Below are 18,130 nucleotides of genomic sequence, written 5' to 3'. Positions count from 1 at the left end.
TATTACCGATGATCTGCGCCTACCGCTTCCGTAATATTCGCAAATCCGTCCTCATGCAATCTTTTTTTCAATCCTTTGGCCAGCTCGCGCAGCACTTCTGGCCCGCGATAAATAAGGGCTGTATAAATTTCTACCAGACTTGCTCCCGCGCGAATTTTATCGTATGCATCATCGGCCGTAAAAATACCGCCGGAGCCGATAATCGGCAGCTTGCCGCCGGTTTGCTTGTACACTTCGCGGACAACCTCGGTCGAGCGCTCCTTAAGCGGCTTGCCGCTCAAGCCTCCGGTCTGTACGGCATTTTCATGATGCAGACCTTCCCGGTCAATCGTCGTGTTCGTAGCAATAATTCCTGCTACGCCGCTGGCTGCTATCGTATCTACAGTGTAACCAAGTTGTTCTTCTGTCATATCCGGGGCAATTTTGACTAAAATCGGCTTTATCGGGCCGCCATGACGCTTTGCTTGCGTCTGCATCTCCTCTGTAACCGTTGAGAGCAGCAAACGCAGCTCGTCTCCGTGCTGCAAAGCGCGCAAATCAGGCGTATTGGGCGAGCTTATATTGACGACAAAGAAATCGCCATACGGGTACAGCGTCTGCAGACAGGAACGATAGTCCTCATGCGCCAGCTCGTTTGGCGTCACTTTATTTTTTCCGATATTGACGGCAACCGGAAACGGCATCTTTCCTTTACTGGCGAGCCTTGCCGCCATCGCCTCGGCGCCTTCATTATTAAAGCCCATCCGATTGATCAGCGCTTCATCCGTCGGCAATCGAAACAGACGCGGCAGCTCATTGCCCGCTTGTCCCTTCGGCGTAACTGTGCCAACCTCGGCGAAGCCGAAGCCAATATTGGCGAACATCTCTACTGTCTTTGCATTTTTATCCAAACCGGCAGCAAGTCCGATCGGATGCGGAAATTGTATGCCGAACAGATTGACTGCCAGCTCCGGGCAGGTGTCTACTCCGTATATCGAGCGTATGAGCGCAGGCATTCCCGGCGTCTTCCCGGCAGTATACAACCCGTCAATTACTAAATGGTGGGCTTTCTCCGGATCGATGCGAAAAAATATTACCGGCTTCGCTATTTTAGAATAAAGCAAAATGATCCTCTCCGTTCTTCTGATTTGCTCTACGCAACAGTTTAACTCGTTCTGCCTGAAAAAGAAAGAGCAGCGCCAGGACAAGCTTCCTGTTTCATCCATATTGCAGCTCTCTGCGCAAACGGTTACAATGGACATGTAAGACAATACATAAACCGCATCAATACGGAGAAGATTGGCTTTCTGCTATTATCATCGAATTAGAAAGGTTGATCGGCATGAGTCAAACAAAGAGAAAACCGCCAGTACTTAAATCAAAAGAAAAAGAAGAAGTGAATAAAAAAGCGCTCGTCTGGATAGGCGCTTCCCTCGTGGCGATCATCGCCCTCGTCACAATGCTTCTTTTGCTTGATAAGTAATGGCAGCTACAATAGTCAATTAAAATAACCAGCGATATATGACAGCGGGGTTCGTCTCGTCTTGCAGCGGCTGCAGACGGAATCGTTTGCCGGACCGCTTGCCGGGCATTTCGGGAAGGACGCCGCTTTTTATCGTTACCTTTGTGCCGAGCGGCACCAGATCATACAGCTCTTCCACATCCTCTTTTGCCATCCGGATACAGCCAAGCGATTCATCCTTGCCGATACTGTCAGGCTCATTGGTGCCATGAATCGCGTAGCGCGTCCCGGAAAGGGTCATGCCGCGGCTGCCAAATTCCCCGTCGTCCCGCCCGTTCGGATTTTTCACTTTTTCACTGATATAAAAGCTGCCTCCAGGCGTGCGTTCACCGCCGAGCCCGATCGGATAGCTCCTCACGATTACATCGCCCGTTACAACTGACAGCGTATGGGAATCAGTATCTACGATAATCGACAAAGGCGCCACCGGCAAATGGACAGCTCTCCCGTTAAGCGCTCCTGCCCGGAGCTCCTTCTTCTTGCCGTCGCCAGTTCCTTTCCCGCCCGATTGTTCCAATTTTAGCGCCGCCAGCATATCCGGGAATAATGAGCGCATCGACGGCGATTCACCGGCAATCACATTGTTTGGGTACGGACGGATGAGATCGTCCAGACTGGAAGGCCAGCGCTCAAACAATTCATGATAGTGATATATGCCGCTGGCCAGCGTCCAGCGCTCCTCTTGGACTTCACGCCAGCTTTCCCAAGCTTTGTAGGCCTCTGCCGCATCTGCCGGCTGGCATTCGCAGCTGCTCGCATCCAGCATTTTCATGTTGTAGGCAGCGCCGCCTTCCTTCTGCAGCGAAAGGAGCAGACGGGTATTTCCTGTCCAGCGCCGCCATTGCTGCTTGTTCTCCAGTGCCACAACCAGGCCATTGTCAGGTCGCTGACCGCCTTTATTGTCCAGCATTAACGCCATCGATGCACTTAGCGGATTCAGCATGTCAACTGTTGTAAAGACCATTTTGCTGTATGCGGCTTCTGAAGGGAGCTGCACTTCGGCTTCAGTTATTGCCGGCTTCTCCCGGTTTGTTTCATCTTCCAGGCGCAAAGGTGAAGTCAGCAGCATTGCCAGCAGCAGGATGGCGAGCAGAGCCGCCCTGCGCATGATCGATCTGGTTCTCCGCTTTCTATTCCATGACTCGATCATCAGCTGCGGTTCCTTTGCTAATGGATGCCGTTTGCGCTCGTAAGCCTCATAAATATTGCCCGCTTGCAAAAAGCAATAATTCGCCTTCGCTTCCTTGCCCTCGGCAACATATTCCTTGCCCAGCAAATACCAGGCCATCTGGTTGTCCGGATGCTGCTGCACATATTGCTTTAAATAGCCCATATGCTCTGATTGTTCGCCCATATTGTGTCTCCTCCTGATAAGCAATAGGTCATCATGCCCCGCCCACCGCCATCGCCTTAGCTACTATATCGGCAAAAAGCCGCCTGATTTCGCATCAGACGGCCATTTTATTGTAACAAATTGCAAATCCGGTCCATTCGGCCTAGGTTTTCAACATCATGAATAGGTATCTCGGATTAATATCGTCTGCTGCTTGGCAAGCCATTTGACATCCAGACCCAATTCTTCAGCGAAAAAACGGACAGGGACATAGAGCCGGTTTTGCCTGCTAAAGGGCGCTTCCGCCAATGCAACAAACGTCTTCTGGCCTGCTTTGACTGCCGTCTTCGCCACGTTTTTGCTGCCGATCTCGACGGTGTAATTAACATCCTTCCCGCCTAATATTGCCTGGCCTGAGCGATACGCCACACTGTACCCTAAACGTTCAGTCAAAACCCTTACCGGGACAAAGATAGTTCCATTCTTGGCTATAGGAGGGGCATCAGCAGTCAGCAGCTCCTTATTATAGACCAGCTTGTATCCGCTTGCTGTCATCCCGCCTGCCGGCAATTGAAAAGGGATGATCATGCGCACCAGACTGTTGCCCGAATCGGCTACAGCGAACCGGCCGTCGCCCAGCCGCTCCACATCGAGCGGCCTATTGAATGCTGCCGCCAGCGCCGGCCCGTCAGCCTTCCCGCTCTCTCCCGGTTGTCCCGCCACTGTAATAACTTCATCGTTATACAGGTAGCGGATAACATGGTTAAGCGAATCGGCAATTAGGAGCCCCCCGTCAGGCGTGAAAGCCAAGCCGCGCGGCGCATTGAACCGCGCCTCAGCCGCCGCCCCATCCGCAAAGCCGCCTTCGGCGTAGAGCGAACGCGCCGGATAAGCAAGCTTTCCTTGTTCCCCCCCTGCGACAGTTGTCACAGTGCCGGCCGCAAAATCGATATAACGAATACGTTGATTTCCAGTATCGCTTACATATAAATTGCCTTTGCCGTCAATAGCCAATCCGCTCGGCTCGTTGAACTTGGCCGACTTCAGCGGTCCGTCAGCATAATCTCCTGCCGGCTCCACTAAACCCGGGAACACTTCTGCGACCCGGGTCGATGGAGCGTTCAGCGTCGTTACTGTATCACCGGCAATTTTACGAATGACATGGTTCAGTGTATCGGCTACGTAGATCGTGCCGTCCGCGGCGACCGCGACATCGAGCGGATTATAAAAGCGGGCTGCCTCCCCCTTGCCGTCTTTAAATCCAAGCAGGCCATTGCCGGCAACGGTACTGACTTGTCCTTTGGCATCTACTGCCCGAATGGCATGATTGCCGGAATCGGCAACATAGATTTTCCCTTTGCTGTCCGCCGCTATTCCTGCCGGATGATCAAAAGCAGCTGTCTTTCCAACCCCGTCCTGCAGGCCGCCGGCTGCCGCTCCCCGCTCGTCCGTACCGAGGTCGGTACCCGCAACGGTCGAGATCCGCTTATTTTCAACAGCCCGCAGCCGTTGATTGTAAGTATCGGCAACCAGCAGCCGCTTGGCTTTAGATTCATAAAGAAGTGCAGACGGAAGGTAGAAGGCTCCGCCAGCGCCGTCTCTGAAAGCGACCTCTCCCGTTCCCGCCTCAGTGATGACTTCATAGCCCGCTCTGTTGTCCAGCACCTCATTTTTAACTTTACCCGCTGCAGCCGCTGCAGCCATCCCCGGGCCCCATGCGAGAAAGCTGACCGACAGCACAGCTGCCGCCAGTTTATTAATCCTACGCATCACTAACCGCCTCCTTCTTCTTATGGGCGTTTCACCGTCAACGCAGCGCTGCTCCCGCTCATATCGATTCCTCCGATTACATTGCCGGCTGCATCAACTGCTGTAATTGCAATGATCTTAAAGACTGCCGGCTGCGCTGCCGAACCCGGCGCCGTTATTTTAAAAGGCAAACGGATAACCGTCTGTTCTTCACCGATTGCTGCGGCGGTTCCTGTGAACTTGGTCACGGAATAGAGCAGCCTCGGCGCTGTGCCGGAATAATAATGATCCAGCTGATCCACGCTCTCCGCCTGACTTAGGCCGCTCCCGGCGTCCACCTTAAAAGGCCCGCTGCTTCTGACCATGCGATACGGATTCGTGTCGGAAACCGCTTGATACAGCGTTGTATCGAAGAGGGCCAAAGACTGGTCATACTCCAGCTCCAGCTGCAGGCCGTAAATACTGCTGGCAGCTGTAAAGCCATGCAAACTGACATTCAGATTTACGATAGATCCGCTGGCCTGCTCAGGAGTAAACTCATTATTGGCCAGTCCATCAAAGGCTAGATTTACTGCAGGCGTATTGGCTTGATTCGGCTTCGGACCTGGAACGGGATATGGGATCCATACTCCGCTGCCTGAGCCGCTTTCCTGCTCACGCGCTTTTTTATCGCGCTCAAACTGCGCGCGCTCTTGCGGGCTAAGCTGCTCTTTATAACGCTCCTCCGCCTGCTTTCGCTGCTCTCCCTGCGTTTGCCGGTTAACCTGATCGCGCTGCTGTTTTTCCGCCAGCAATCGGTCCGCAAGCGCCTGATCGCGTTCCTTCTTTCTGCCCTCTTCCTCCTTGCTCCGCCGCTCGGTCTGCTCCCTGACCGCCCGCTGCTGCCGCTCCTGCGCTTCCAGCTGCCGCTTTGTCAGCTGCAGCCCTTCTGTCAGATCGAGATCGATAATCGTCTCTCCTAGCTCACGGTTGATTTTTGCCACGATGCTCTCCAGCTCGCCCGGTTTAAATTTTTCCTGCTTAACAGCTTCCTGAACCAGCAGCGAGAGCAATTTCTTCATATTGGCAGCCGCAATCCGCAGCTCTTCATCAGTAGAAGCGAGCGCATGCTCCGGCTGCTTCCCGGCCTTCAGCTCCTTCTGCCAACGGTCGACAAGCTGCTGCTGCTCGTCCTGAATGGACTTGGCATCTTGAAGAAGCTGCTGCAAAAGAGCTGGCGACATCTGCTGCACAAAATCGTCAAGCTTATTGATCGCAGCATACGTGACCGCGCTTTTTTGATCAGAATAGGAAACGAGCAGCTCAGTCGGATTGATGAATTGCCTTTTTTCTTCGCCTTGTTTGGACGTTTTGTGCTCGACCGTCGACTCGACTACCCCGGCAAAGCCTGCCAGCCGGCTAATCTCCGTTACCGGATCGACCGATACATAGAACTGCGTTCCGCGGACGCCCATAATTGATGTTGGCGTCTCAACCTCAAATTTATCGGATGCATTCGAGACAGACTTCACCTTCACCCACAATGAACCCGCCCAAATGTTCATCTTGGCTTTCGCGCCTTTATCCTCTTTCAGCTTCGTAAAGGTCACTTGCGAATTTTCTCCAATGGTTACCTGATCCTGATCCGCCTTGCTGCTGGACAGCTCTAATTTGATTGAGCCATTTTTGCCGGTCGTAATTTGATCCCCTTCATTAAGGCTCATATTTTTAAAAGCCTTGAACGGTTTGGAGCCGCCTGACTTCAACACTTGAACCGTTCCTTGGACCGCGGTTGCCACCGCTACTCTTTTTTCCCGGGCAAATACATCGCGCACATCTGCTAGCGACATCGCCGCAAAGAGAATGATACAGAGCATCACAAGCAGCCCTCTCGATGCTTTCATCCTTTATCTCCTCCCTTTTCCCCGATCACTTCGGCCACAAGCACCGGCTGCGCCTTCCCTTTTACCATCATCTCGCCCATCGGCTGAAAAACGAAGCTGGAAGCAACCCGTTGCCGCGTCTCCTCGCTAATCAACACCTGTCCGGGCTTTGCATTCGCTTCCAATCGCGCCGCCAAATTGACGGTATCACCAATAGCCGTATAATCAAGCCGCAAGCCATCCGACCCTATATTGCCCACAACGGCCGGCCCGCTGTGGATCCCGATGCCAAAACGGACAGGAACCCCAAATTGCCGCATACAGCGCTCTTCCAGCTTTTGTGAATGATTTTTCATCTCTAGCGCCGCCCTGACAGCAAGCTCCGGATGGTTAGGCTGAGTGACCGGTGCGCCGAAAATAGCCATTACCCCGTCCCCAATAAATTTGTCCAGCGTTCCATTCCATTTGAACACCGCTTTCGTACAAATATCCAAATACTCATTGAGCACCCTTATTACCTGCTCGGGCTCCAGCTTCTCCGACATTGGGGTAAAGCCCCGTATATCGACGAAAATAACACTAATATCCCGCCGCTGTCCGCCTACCTTCACTTCTTCGCCGGAAGCAAGCATTTCATCGACGACAGCCCGCGGCACGAACCGGCCAAAAATATTGGTTACGCGGTCACGCTCGCGCTTCTCGGCTATATAATTGATTACGATTGAACGGATAAAAACTATCGTCATAGCCATAAAGCTGTAAGTAAACATTAAAATATACGAAAATAATTGATAAGCTTCTATCCATACCAAGACAAATAAAATGACAATGGCGCCGTAGGCAAGCGATGCTTGTCCGCCTTTAAAGCGCTCGAACAGCACTATGGATAGCAGCGTCAGGAGTACGATCATGCTGTAATTGACCGGCTTACCGGCCTCTTGAAAAAACTTGCCGGCGACAAGCGATTGCACCATATTCGCTTGAATTTCCACCCCGTACATCGGGAGCGTCGTATTGAGCGGCGTCAAATATTGATCCTGCAGTCCGGGTGCATACGGCCCGATCAGCACAATGCTGCCCTCATAATATTCTGCAGGCACATCACCTGTCAGTACATCGGCAAATGACTGTATATCGTACCCTGTATCTGCGGTCATTTTCTCGTATGGCTTAGAGTAAAACTCGGTCTCCACCTGATGGCGCGCATTGGCCGGAATGCGCCGATCCCCGCGCAGCCATTCGCCTGCCGTCCGATCGTAGCGGATCTGCTCCTGCTCGCCGAGCAGCATATTGGCAAGACGAACGCTTGCCGCCGGAATCATCTCTCCTTGTTCGTCGGGAACGCCAAGTGTCAGCATGCGAACAACCTTGTCCTTGTCCTGCATAACGTTGATATGGCCAAGCTGCTCCCGGCTTGCTCCGATGGTTTCGGCCGGATAATCGATCGATTCCGCATCTATACTGCCGGCGGCTTGCTGCCTCGCTGCAAAATTGATAACGACAGGCAGCACAACATTCGAATATCGCTCCATAACGGCAGCCATCGCTTGATCGCCCGCTTCATCCTTTCCCGGCTCCGCCAGTACAAGATCGAGAAAGACCGCCTTTGCCCCCGCTTCAGCAAGCTGCTCAATCAGCTCGGCATACAAAGCGCGATCCCACGGAAATTGTCCAAGCTGCGCCAGCGAGTCGCTGTCGATGGCAATCAGTTTAATTTCATCATACGGCTGCCGCTCTTCATCTGTCTGCTCCCGCAGCAGATCGCGCAGCGGCTTCTCGATAAAAAATAGCGAACCGCCGCTGCCAAGGCTGTAAAGCAGCGACCATACAAGCGCAATCAGCACACCTGCGGCAGCAGTTTGCAGCATTTTCTTTCTCTTCACGCTGTTCCTCCTGTCTTTTTTGCATGCTGCTGGCGTTAAAGTCCACCCAATCTTATTCTAGTGTAGAAGGACAAAGGATGGCAACAAAAAGCAGGCTCCATCCTCTGATTTCCGAGGACGAAGCCTGCTCGATGCCTTGCAAGCCTTCATATATTTATCGCCTGCTCAAAGGCGGTCGTGTATGATAAGGACATTTTGCTATTTCATTTGTCGAACGGCTCGTCGGCAATTTGAATCGAATCAGTAGGACAACCGTCGGAAGCGTCCTGCAGATCGTCATACAGATCTTCCGGAATTTCCGTTACCCCTCTATTGCCATCATTCATATAGATGACTTCAGCCAAGCCTTCATCATCATAGTCATAAATATCGGGTGCGGTCGCTCCGCATGCGCCGCAAGCGATACAAGTATCTTTGTCAACATAAGTAAACTTCGCCATCAAAATTTCCCTCCTAAAATAATGGGCGAGCTACATCATCTCACCCTGCCTGCCCTTGTTGCAAGTGGAACCTCATTCATCACTATATAACAAAAGATCGTCAGTTTGCAAGGACGTCCCTCTTACCCGTTTATTGCGGATGAGCGCGGAAGGATCGTCGCCAAGCATTCCTGCCGTGAGCACGGCATCCTCTCCATATTTATCGCGCAGCTTGTCCAGCGCTTCAGTAAGCGCCGCTTTGCGCGGCTGCTCCTCAAAGCTGAAGAGATCAAGCTGAATCGCAGTATCTTCGCGCGGCGATAAATTTTGCAGCGTGATGCCTAGCAGCCGCAGCGGCTCGCCCTCCCGCCAATGCTTGTCGAAAAGCTGTACAGCTGCACGATGAATGTCGCTCATCGCATCGGTCGGCGCATCCAGTGTCATCGAACGGTTAATCGTCTTCATATCCGGGTCACGGATGATGATTTGCACAACGCGCGCAAACAGCTTCTGCCGCCGCATCCGCCTAGAAGTCTGATCGGCCAAATTAAGCAATATGCGATGCGCTTCTGCACGTTCGGTCACATCCTGCGGCAATGTTGTCGTATGACCGACAGATTTGTTCCGCTCTCTGCCGGCTTGCACGGGCGAATGATCAATGCCATGCGCCGCGGCCTTCATCCAGGAGCCGGCAACTCCAAAGTGCTTGACCAGCATGCGTTCATCCGCCGCCGCCAGCTGCCCGATCGTGCGAATATTGAGCCGGATCAACTTGGCGGCCGTCTTGCGGCCGACGCCGAACAAGGTATCGCACGGCTTATGCCAAAGCAGCCGCGGCACATCGCGAATACGCAGCACCGTAAAGCCATTCGGTTTCTGCATGTCGGAAGCCATCTTGGCCAGCAGTTTGTTCGGCGCCACACCGATCGAACATGGCAAATTCCATTCTTCGCGGATTCGCCGTTGAATCGCTTCAGCGATTTCCAGCGGGGGACCAAATGCCGAAGAGCCGGTTATATCCAGGTAGCATTCATCGATCGAGGTCGCTTCGATCAAGGGGGTGTATTGTCCGGCAATCGCCATAAAGCCGCGCGAATAGGTCCGATAGAGATTGAAGTCAGGCTGGATAATGATAAGTTCCGGACACGCCTGCAGCCCTTGACGAACAGTCATTCCGGTCCGTACTCCCTGCTTGCGGGCAGCATAAGACGAGGTGACGATTACGCCTTTGCGCAGCTCCACGCTGCCAGCAACTGCGGTCGGCCGGTCCTTGTACAGCTCAGGCTGCTCGGCCTCATGCACCGAGCAATAAAAAGCATTCATATCGACATGAATAATGATTCGGCCTTTGGCCGCATTTTTCTTGTCCTCCATAGCGCTTCACCTTTTTTGAGCATACATTCGCTTCCACCCGAAAGTCAACTGTTGTACCGCTTCAATTCGTTTACGCTCTCCTCAATTAATGATATAATAATACAATTATGACTTTTCGTCTGTAATGAAACAGGGAGGGGCGTCCAAATAATGAATAATGTCATTACAATCTTTGATACTACACTGCGGGACGGCACGCAAGGTGAAGGCATCAGCTTGTCTGCCGATGATAAATTAAAAATCGCCCAAAGGCTGGATGCTTTAGGCGTTCATTATATTGAAGGCGGCAATCCGGGAAGCAACAGTAAGGATATTGAATTTTTTCAACGGGTAAAGAGCTTGAAGATGAATGCCAAAGTTACCGCCTTCGGAAGCACCAGAAGAAAAAACAGTACAGCCGAGCATGACGCAAGTCTGCTGCGTATCGTCGAATCCGGCGTACCGGCTGCTACGCTCGTGGGCAAATCATGGGATTTTCATGTCCATACTGCACTGCAGACCACACTAGAAGAAAATCTGGCAATGATCTACGATTCCTTTGCATTCCTTAAGCGCAATGGCGTCGAAGCGATCTTTGATGCCGAGCATTTCTTTGACGGTTACAAGCACAACCCCGACTATGCGCTGGCTGTTCTGCGCAAAGCGCAGGAAGCCGGCGCCGATTGGGTTGTGCTCTGCGATACGAATGGCGGAACGCTGCCATCTGAAATTAACGAGATCGTAACTCGCGTGCGCGCCGAGCTGACGGCGCCGATCGGCATTCATACCCACAATGACTGCGAGCTTGCCGTAGCCAATTCGCTCGCTGCTGTTGAAGCCGGCGCAAGACAGGTGCAAGGAACGATCAACGGTTATGGCGAGCGCTGCGGCAATGCGAACTTATGCTCAATCATTCCGACGCTGCAGATCAAAATGAACTACTCCTGCGTTAGCAGCGAGCAGCTGCAATCTCTGACAAGCGCTGCCCGTTATATTAGTGAAATCGCCAATGTCAATATGCCGGTAGGCCAGCCTTATGTGGGCAATGCCGCATTCGCTCACAAAGGCGGCATCCATGTTTCGGCGATTATGAAGGATTCCAAAACTTATGAGCATATCAGTCCTGAACTGGTTGGCAACAAGCAGCGCATTCTGGTCTCGGAGCTGGCCGGACAAAGCAACATTATTTCCAAAGCGCAGGAGCTCGGCCTCGACATCAATGCCAATAATGAAAAAACACGTGAAATTATGGAGCGGATTAAAGAGCTCGAGCATCAGGGGTACCAGTTCGAGGGGGCCGATGCGTCTCTCGAGCTGCTGCTGCGTGACGCCTTTGGCGAGATGAAGGAAATTTTCAAGCTGGAATCGCTGAAAATGCTGGTCGAAAAAAATAATGGCCATATGAATGCCGAAGCCATCGTCAAGGTCAACGTAGATGGACAAACCGTCTATATGGCCGCTGAAGGCAACGGCCCGGTCAATGCGCTTGACAATGCGCTCCGCAAGGCGCTTGTCCAATTCTATCCAAGCATTAATGATATTCATCTGTCCGATTACAAAGTACGCGTCATCGACGAGAAGGATGCAACAGCGGCTAAAGTGCGCGTGCTGGTCGAATCGACTGATTTCCATAATACCTGGAGCACAGTGGGCGTATCAAGCAATGTCATCGAAGCAAGCTGGGAAGCGCTTGTCGACAGCATTCGCTATGCTTTGCTCAACAAGTCCAAAGTCGACGTGCAGGACGAGCCGCGCGAGCGCTTTGGACTCGTTAACCACTAACTAAAAGGGTCTGTCCATTCGTGAATAATGGACAGACCCTTTTTTGATTTTATAGAATTTATATGTTTTACCTGATAAATTCTATAAAATTTCAGGGGAAGAAACTTGCCTCGCTCCAAGGACGGCATCAGCCGATTCTTCTTAGGCAGCTCAGCTCGTTTTGTCTTCCTGAGCAAGCCAGCGACCGATTTTGTTATGCCATTCCTTTAGCGGAATAACGCCGGTAATCCGTTCCTTCACAACACCGCTCTTGTCAACCAGCAAACTTGTCGGGAATGAGGTGATCACGTAACGGTCCGCCGCCTTCCCTTCACGGTCCATTAGGATCGGAAATGTAAATCCGTACTCCTCCACAAATTCCCGCGCCTGGCGTTCCTTATCGTAGCTTGTCGCATTTACGCCCAGCAGCAGCAGCCTGCCTTCGTATTTTTCCGCCAGTTGCTGCAAATCAGGAGCCTCCAGCTCGCAAGGACCGCACCAGGAGGCCCAGAAGTTAATAAGCGTCATCTGCTCCCGCTCCCCTCCAAGTGCAACCGGCTCATCGTTTAAATTCGGCAGCGATAATTGCGGTGCGAGAAAACCCGCTTTCGCTTTTTGCTCCAGCGTCTTCGCTGTTCCTTCTGTTTGCTCGCCTAATGCATTCATCATTTCGTCAGACTTCGTTTTATTTTGATAAATAGCCGCTAGCGCTAATGCCGCTATAACAACCAGCAAAATGACGGTCCGCTTCATGCTGCTTTGCCCTCTTTTCTCTTCAATTCGTGTAGTTCAACCTTTTTCATGTTACCACCCGGGGAATGGAAGCTCAAGCGACTGGGCACATTACCTCTTATGGAAAGCAAAAGTTTGAACATAGGAGTTCACAATTATGGAAAAAACAAAATCAATTTTCGGCAGCTCGCGCCCCCCTCGAATGCGCACGGCGGCCAAGGAAGCCGGCAATAGCAAGCCAGCAAAATGGAAGGAATACATCGCGCTAGCCAGCGTACCGCTTGTTCTTGTGCTGGGCAACTCCATGCTCGTGCCGATTTTGCCGGAAATGGAGCGGAAATTGAATATTTCCACTTTTCAAGCCAGCCTGATCATTACTCTATTTTCGGTATCTGCAGGTATATTTATTCCCATTGTCGGTTATTTATCCGACCGCTTTTCACGAAAGACTGTTATTTTATATTCGCTTGCGTTATATGGCATAGCCGGAATTGCAGCAGGTTTGGGGGCGCTGTGGCATTCATACGGAATGTTGATCGCTTCCCGCGCCGTTCAAGGGATTGGCGCAGCAGGCACATCGTCAGTAGCGATGGCTCTTGTCGGAGATAAATACAAAAACGGGGAAGAAAGTGAAGCGCTGGGGTTAATAGAGGCATCCAACGGGGCAGGCAAGGTTGTCAGCCCGATTATCGGGTCGCTGCTCGCTCTCATTGTGTGGTATGCTCCGTTATTCGCCTTTCCCGTCTTTTGTGCGGGATCCTTTGCGGCCATGCTTTTTCTGATCCAGGAGCCGGCGAGAGACAAAGAGCAAATGCCTGTAAAACAATATGTGTCTGATGTAATTGCCTTGTTTCGTAAAAAGGGGCGCTGGCTAATCTCGATGTTTGTTGCGGGCTCGCTTGGCCTTTTTATTTTGTTCGGGGTGCTTTTCCGCCTGTCAGACGTACTGGAGGGCGCACCGTATAAGATTGACGGAATTGCCAAAGGCGGCATCCTTGCCATCCCATTGCTGGGACTCGTCATTACATCCTATACGACGGGCCATATCATTAAAAATAACGGCGTGCTTATGCGGCGGCTTATGGTGATCGGCTTATCCGTAATGGCAGCCGCTTTAGCCGCAGCCGCACTGCTGTATCGCAATATGTATGTCCTGATGACGCTTGTAACCCTCAGCAGCATTGGCACAGGTCTTCTTCTGCCCTGCTTGAATACACTCATTACAGGGGCTGTAGACCGCTCGCACCGCGGCATGATCACCTCTCTGTACAACAGTTTGCGTTTTCTCGGGGTTGCTTTCGGACCGCCGATCTTCAGCTGGCTTGCCGGCCGGTCGGACATGCTCCTTTATTTTACTGTAGCCGGGCTTTCGCTGGGCGCGCTCTTGATCGTCATTTTGTTCGTCCATCCTCCGCAGCAGGTTGGCGATGCTTCCGGCAAAACGGCCGCCAAATAATTCAAAAAAGATGGGGCAATCAGTATTACTTCTGCTCCATCTTTTTTGAATCCGGCCAATCTACCGCTTGCTCAGAAAAGTATACAGATCTCCTAAAGTAACGAGATTGCGCGCTATTATTGTACCCAAATAATGCTGCCACAGCCCGGCTGTCATCCGTGCATCCTCCAGCGCGTGATGACGAATTGAAATCTCGATTTTGTGCGCCGCGAGCAGCTCATCCAGACTGTAGCTGTCCCGTCCCGGCTCCAGCGCTCTCGCAATGTGCATCGTATCCAGAACACGGTGATTCAAGCCGATTTTTGACGTTCGGCGCAGTGCTGAATTTAAAAAGGATTTGTCATGAGCGCTCGCATGAGCGACGAGCGGCCTCGTACCGACAAATGCCATAAAATCATGCAGGCTGTCTATCAAATCTTTGCCTTCGGCAGCCATTTCATTGCTAATTCCGGTCAAAAGCACAATTTGCGGGGGAATCCCCCGCTTTGGTTTTACAAGCCGATAAAAGGTTTGCCCATGCAGTATTTCCGCACCGCGCATCGCTACGGCTCCGAACGATAAAATTTCATCGCCGCTTGCCGGATTAAAGCCGGTTGTCTCCAAATCGAATACGACTGTTTCCAGCTCCTGCAGCGGCTTATGCAGCAAAGATTCCTTACGCTGCGATTTTGCCATTGAGCGGATGAAGGCCATCTGCTGTGCATCCTGCATTCCAAACATGGAAGCGAGCGCTGGAGGAAGTCCGCCCATTCGATAAAGCAGCCACAAGCGGCTGACATCCATCCTTCCTTTCATATTTTTCCCTCCACAGCACGCTGAAGTTTTTTAACAGCTTTCATCTCTCGCTTTAGCCGGGAAATTACCGCTTTATTCAGTTTACTCACAGGCAGCTTGCCGCTATTTAAATAAGCGCCGCTGTCGTCCAAACCGAATATTTCCAGCCGCAGCTGCAAAAACTGCGCGAACGCCCGATGATAGACCTTAGCATTTTCGGCGGAAATCTGCTCCATCTCTTGTAAAGCGTACAGGCGCTCCAGCGTCGATGCCGCTTCAACCCCTGATTGAATCGCCATTAAGCGGATCGCATTGACCATCGGAATGTAGGCCCCGTATTTGATGTCGACCGACCCGCTGTCCGCGCCGTACCGCTCGCGCAGCAGCTGCCCGAACAGTCCAATTACTACTTTATGCCGCAGCGTATTGCGCAGCATCGGCGGAATAATCGAGGGATTATTCCGCACTTCCGCCGCGAACTGCCTTTTCAGATTTGTCAGCAGCCTCTGATCTCCATATATTACTCGGCTATCTGCAAAAATCAGCAAGTAACGAACACTTTCCCAATCCGCCTCATCAAACCAATGGCGCAATTTAGCTTCCCAAGCGGAACAAGAAGCGCGCCATTGCGGATTTCTGCTGACAACGGCACCTTCGCAAGGCGGGTAGCCGAGCCTCGTCAGCCAGTCAACAACAAGCCTCGATAAGCTGTCAAAATAACGGGCGGTCTGCGCATTTGCGCTTTCAGAATCTGTCTCGCAATAAATAATGCCGCTATCCTGGTCGCTGCCTAATGTTTGCTCCTTTCTTCCTCCGCTCCCAAACAATACGTAGGCATAGGAGACCGGCGGCTTTTCAACTTGCATCGCCTTAAGCTGCAGCTCCGCCAGAGCGATTGTCCGCCTGATCAAGGCGTCATGCACTTCGTTCAGCTTATCATTCAGCGCAACAATATCGCCTTCTGCCAGCTGGCTCTCGATGATAACATGCGCTTGCGCTCTTAGCAGACGAAGCATATCGATCGAATCGGCCTTGCCAATCTGCATCAGCAGACGCGCATAGCCCCGATCGTTCATAGCCTCCACCTCTCTTGTCATTGTCATTGAAGCTTTTTCATTTGTTCCGGATAACCGTACATGCCATGCTCAGACAAGTCGAGACCTATTATTTCTTGCTCCTCCGTAACGCGAAGACCGATAACCCGTTTGATAATCCCCAAAATCAGGAAGGAGGCCGCCATTACAAATATGCCGCAAACGACAACAGATTCGAGTTGTACCCACAACTGCTGCCAGCTTCCTGTATCCAGCAAGCCCCCTTGGCCGACGCCAACCTTTTTGGCAAGTTCATCGGTTGCAAATATACCGTTGGCAATCGTCCCCCAAATTCCCGCTGTACCATGAACGGACAAAGCGAAAATCGGATCATCTATTTTCATTTTTTCGAAAAATCTGGCGCTAAAGAAGACCAGCACTCCTGCCACCAGCCCAATAATGACAGCCGCCCAAGGAGTAACAAACGCACAGGATGCGGTTATCGCCACAAGCCCTGCCAGCGCCCCGTTCAAGGTGGCCGTAATATCCGCCTTGCCGGCTGCCAGCCAGCTTATCAGCAGCGCCGCTACAGCCCCCGCGGCGGCGCCTAATTGGGTATTAAACGCTACATAGCCGAAAAATCCGTCGCCGACTGCTGCCGAGCTGCCTGCATTGAACCCGAACCATCCTACCCAGAGAAGCAGTACAGCCAGAGCGCTGAATACCTGATTATGTCCCGGAATGATATTGGCAGAACCATCTTTATTATATTTGCCGATGCGCGGCTTGAGCAGCACTGTTGCGGCAAAGGCGGCAACCGCTCCGGTCAAATGAACGACAGTAGAGCCGGCATAGTCCTGCGCTCCATCCATAGCGAGCCAGCCTCCGCCCCAAATCCAATGCGCCACTACAGGATAAATAACTGTCATAAAAAAGAAGGTAAAAAAGAGATAGGCGGATAATTTGGCACGCTCTGCAAAGCCGCCCCAGGCAATACTTAGCGAGATCAGAGCAAAAGCCAGCTGAAAAACAAAGTACACTGTTTGCGGATAACTTTCTCCCCCGGATGCTGCGATTGCCGGGTCAAAAAAGAAGCTTCCCCAGCCAATCAGCCTGTTCACTGTCTCCCCCGCCTCGCCGCCAAAGGTGAGGCCGTAGCCGGCAGCCCAGTAAACCAAAGAGCCGAGTCCTACTGTAAACACCGTCTTCCCGGCTACATGGCCGGCATTTTTCATCCGGGTCGCCCCTGCTTCGAGCAATACAAATCCGCCCTGCATCAAAATAACGAGAACGGCCGCTACGAAAATCCACATTGCATTCAATCCCATATTAAGCATCTCAGCAGATGAATCCGCAAATGCCATTGCGGGAAAGATAAGCAACAAAATTACTGCTGACAACAACACTTTCCTAACCATAACGACCACTCCTCACATTGAGTCACCTGACATTAGATGTCATGTTTTATGACATCATCGCAGGTGTTTGTATTGTCATTATATTCAGACTTCTTTTCCAGCACAATATTTATTTGCACTACGATACATTTAATATTTTTTATCACCCCTATAAATCCGTTTATTTTAAGTGTTTTTGTTTGCATTTACAAACATCTTTTTCTCCTGTCATACTTTAGACACGACTTGGCGGTAGTTCGCTGCAAAAAAAGCATAACGTTTGACTGTATGGTTCGAATTCGGGTATCATTAAGAGTAGGAATTGGGACTCATTTCAGTCAAGGGAGGGGAGATCTTTGGCGCAACCAATATTGTACCGAATCGGCGAATTAGCCAAATTAGCCGGCGTCAGCTCAAGGACAATCGACTTTTACACTTCATTGGGACTGTTAGAGCCTGCGCGCCGTTCAGCCAAAAATTACCGCCTTTATAGCGATGAAACCTTGCTCCGGCTTCAACGTATTGTACAGATGAAGAAGGACAAATACTCTTTGGAAGAGATCAAAGAAAACCTGGACAGCTGGCAGAAGGTTTCCTCAGAAGAGCAAGTATCCAGCAAATTAACCGATTTAGAGCTGCGTCTGGAGCAATTGCAGCGCGAGGTAAAAGAACTGGAGCCTGTTCTTAATCAGATGAAGCCTCAGCAAGCTAAGAAAGTTTTCAATCGCATCGTGCCGCAAACAGCCGCTTGTGTAGAAGCCCTTATGCTGCTTTTAAATAAAGGCGGGTTTATGTAAAGGCAGGCTCGTGCTAGAGGGAATCATTTACTTCATGGAGTGCAACCTTAAAGGAGGGAACAACTGTGCCATACTTTTT

At 51.5% G+C, this 18,130-nt stretch carries 15 protein-coding genes; 4 read left to right on the top strand and 11 right to left on the bottom strand.

The features are described 5' to 3' along the window. Positions 1-2: 2 nt before the first annotated feature. Positions 3-1,103, bottom strand: a complete 1,101-nt coding sequence (locus ACFQ0N_RS19285) for a quinone-dependent dihydroorotate dehydrogenase (RefSeq protein WP_379329113.1) — start codon at positions 1,101-1,103, stop codon at positions 3-5. Between the two features lie 218 nt (positions 1,104-1,321). Here ACFQ0N_RS19285 and ACFQ0N_RS19280 point away from each other — a divergent pair, with 218 nt between their 5' ends. Beyond that, complete coding sequence (locus tag ACFQ0N_RS19280) at positions 1,322-1,462, top strand: hypothetical protein (protein ID WP_379329111.1); 141 nt, start codon at positions 1,322-1,324, stop codon at positions 1,460-1,462. Positions 1,463-1,481: 19 nt separating this feature from the next. On the opposite strand, the gene ACFQ0N_RS19275 is transcribed toward ACFQ0N_RS19280, so the two are convergent. The 6 genes from ACFQ0N_RS19275 to ACFQ0N_RS19250 all read right to left on the bottom strand — a co-directional run bounded on the left by ACFQ0N_RS19275 (position 1,482) and on the right by ACFQ0N_RS19250 (position 10,121). After that, complete coding sequence (locus tag ACFQ0N_RS19275) at positions 1,482-2,855, bottom strand: L,D-transpeptidase (RefSeq protein ID WP_379329109.1); 1,374 nt, start codon at positions 2,853-2,855, stop codon at positions 1,482-1,484. A 156-nt stretch (positions 2,856-3,011) separates the two neighbouring features. After that, on the bottom strand, positions 3,012-4,604 hold the full coding sequence (locus ACFQ0N_RS19270; protein WP_379329107.1) for a stalk domain-containing protein: 1,593 nt from the start codon (positions 4,602-4,604) through the stop codon (positions 3,012-3,014). Positions 4,605-4,624: 20 nt separating this feature from the next. Continuing rightward, positions 4,625-6,466: a FecR domain-containing protein gene (locus ACFQ0N_RS19265; protein WP_379329105.1), complete on the bottom strand. Its 1,842-nt coding sequence runs from the start codon at positions 6,464-6,466 to the stop codon at positions 4,625-4,627. After that, positions 6,463-8,328, bottom strand: a complete 1,866-nt coding sequence (locus ACFQ0N_RS19260; protein WP_379329103.1) for a CHASE2 domain-containing protein — start codon at positions 8,326-8,328, stop codon at positions 6,463-6,465. Before ACFQ0N_RS19260 ends, ACFQ0N_RS19265 begins: the two co-directional genes overlap by 4 nt. Positions 8,329-8,531: 203 nt before the next feature. Further along, entirely contained in the window at positions 8,532-8,768 is a 237-nt protein-coding gene (locus ACFQ0N_RS19255) for a ferredoxin (RefSeq protein WP_379329101.1), read from the bottom strand. Positions 8,769-8,840: 72 nt separating this feature from the next. Next, positions 8,841-10,121: a DNA polymerase IV gene (locus ACFQ0N_RS19250; protein ID WP_379329099.1), complete on the bottom strand. Its 1,281-nt coding sequence runs from the start codon at positions 10,119-10,121 to the stop codon at positions 8,841-8,843. A gap of 150 nt (positions 10,122-10,271) precedes the next feature. Between ACFQ0N_RS19250 and cimA the strand changes: the two genes are divergently transcribed. Beyond that, entirely contained in the window at positions 10,272-11,882 is a 1,611-nt protein-coding gene (gene cimA / locus ACFQ0N_RS19245; RefSeq protein ID WP_379329097.1) for a citramalate synthase, read from the top strand. A 150-nt stretch (positions 11,883-12,032) separates the two neighbouring features. Here cimA and ACFQ0N_RS19240 read toward each other — a convergent pair whose 3' ends face one another. After that, positions 12,033-12,614: a TlpA family protein disulfide reductase gene (locus tag ACFQ0N_RS19240; protein ID WP_379329095.1), complete on the bottom strand. Its 582-nt coding sequence runs from the start codon at positions 12,612-12,614 to the stop codon at positions 12,033-12,035. Positions 12,615-12,750: 136 nt separating this feature from the next. Here ACFQ0N_RS19240 and ACFQ0N_RS19235 point away from each other — a divergent pair, with 136 nt between their 5' ends. After that, positions 12,751-14,049 (top strand): MFS transporter, encoded by a 1,299-nt coding sequence (locus ACFQ0N_RS19235; RefSeq protein ID WP_379329093.1) that lies wholly within the window; start codon positions 12,751-12,753, stop codon positions 14,047-14,049. A gap of 60 nt (positions 14,050-14,109) precedes the next feature. Here the strand turns inward: ACFQ0N_RS19235 and ACFQ0N_RS19230 are convergent, their stop codons facing one another. Genes ACFQ0N_RS19230 through ACFQ0N_RS19220 form a run of 3 tightly spaced genes read right to left on the bottom strand, consistent with a single transcriptional unit; the run spans position 14,110 to position 17,275 of the window. After that, a complete protein-coding gene (locus ACFQ0N_RS19230; RefSeq protein WP_379329091.1) occupies positions 14,110-14,844 on the bottom strand; it encodes an exonuclease domain-containing protein in 735 nt (244 codons plus the stop codon). Further along, positions 14,841-15,899, bottom strand: a complete 1,059-nt coding sequence (locus ACFQ0N_RS19225; protein ID WP_379329089.1) for a DUF294 nucleotidyltransferase-like domain-containing protein — start codon at positions 15,897-15,899, stop codon at positions 14,841-14,843. The genes ACFQ0N_RS19230 and ACFQ0N_RS19225 overlap by 4 nt, the downstream gene beginning before the upstream one ends. Before the next feature lie 23 nt (positions 15,900-15,922). Further along, the gene (locus tag ACFQ0N_RS19220) at positions 15,923-17,275 is read right to left on the bottom strand and encodes an ammonium transporter (protein ID WP_379329087.1); all 1,353 of its coding nucleotides are present in this window, start codon (positions 17,273-17,275) and stop codon (positions 15,923-15,925) included. A 335-nt stretch (positions 17,276-17,610) separates the two neighbouring features. Between ACFQ0N_RS19220 and ACFQ0N_RS19215 the strand changes: the two genes are divergently transcribed. After that, positions 17,611-18,051, top strand: a complete 441-nt coding sequence (locus tag ACFQ0N_RS19215; RefSeq protein WP_379329085.1) for a MerR family transcriptional regulator — start codon at positions 17,611-17,613, stop codon at positions 18,049-18,051. Positions 18,052-18,130 lie beyond the last annotated feature (79 nt).

This window comes from Paenibacillus sp. GCM10027626, from assembly GCF_042676285.1.
Taxonomy (GTDB): Bacteria; Bacillota; Bacilli; order Paenibacillales; family Paenibacillaceae; genus Paenibacillus_Z.
This window is presented reverse-complemented; position numbering and strand designations above follow the sequence as displayed.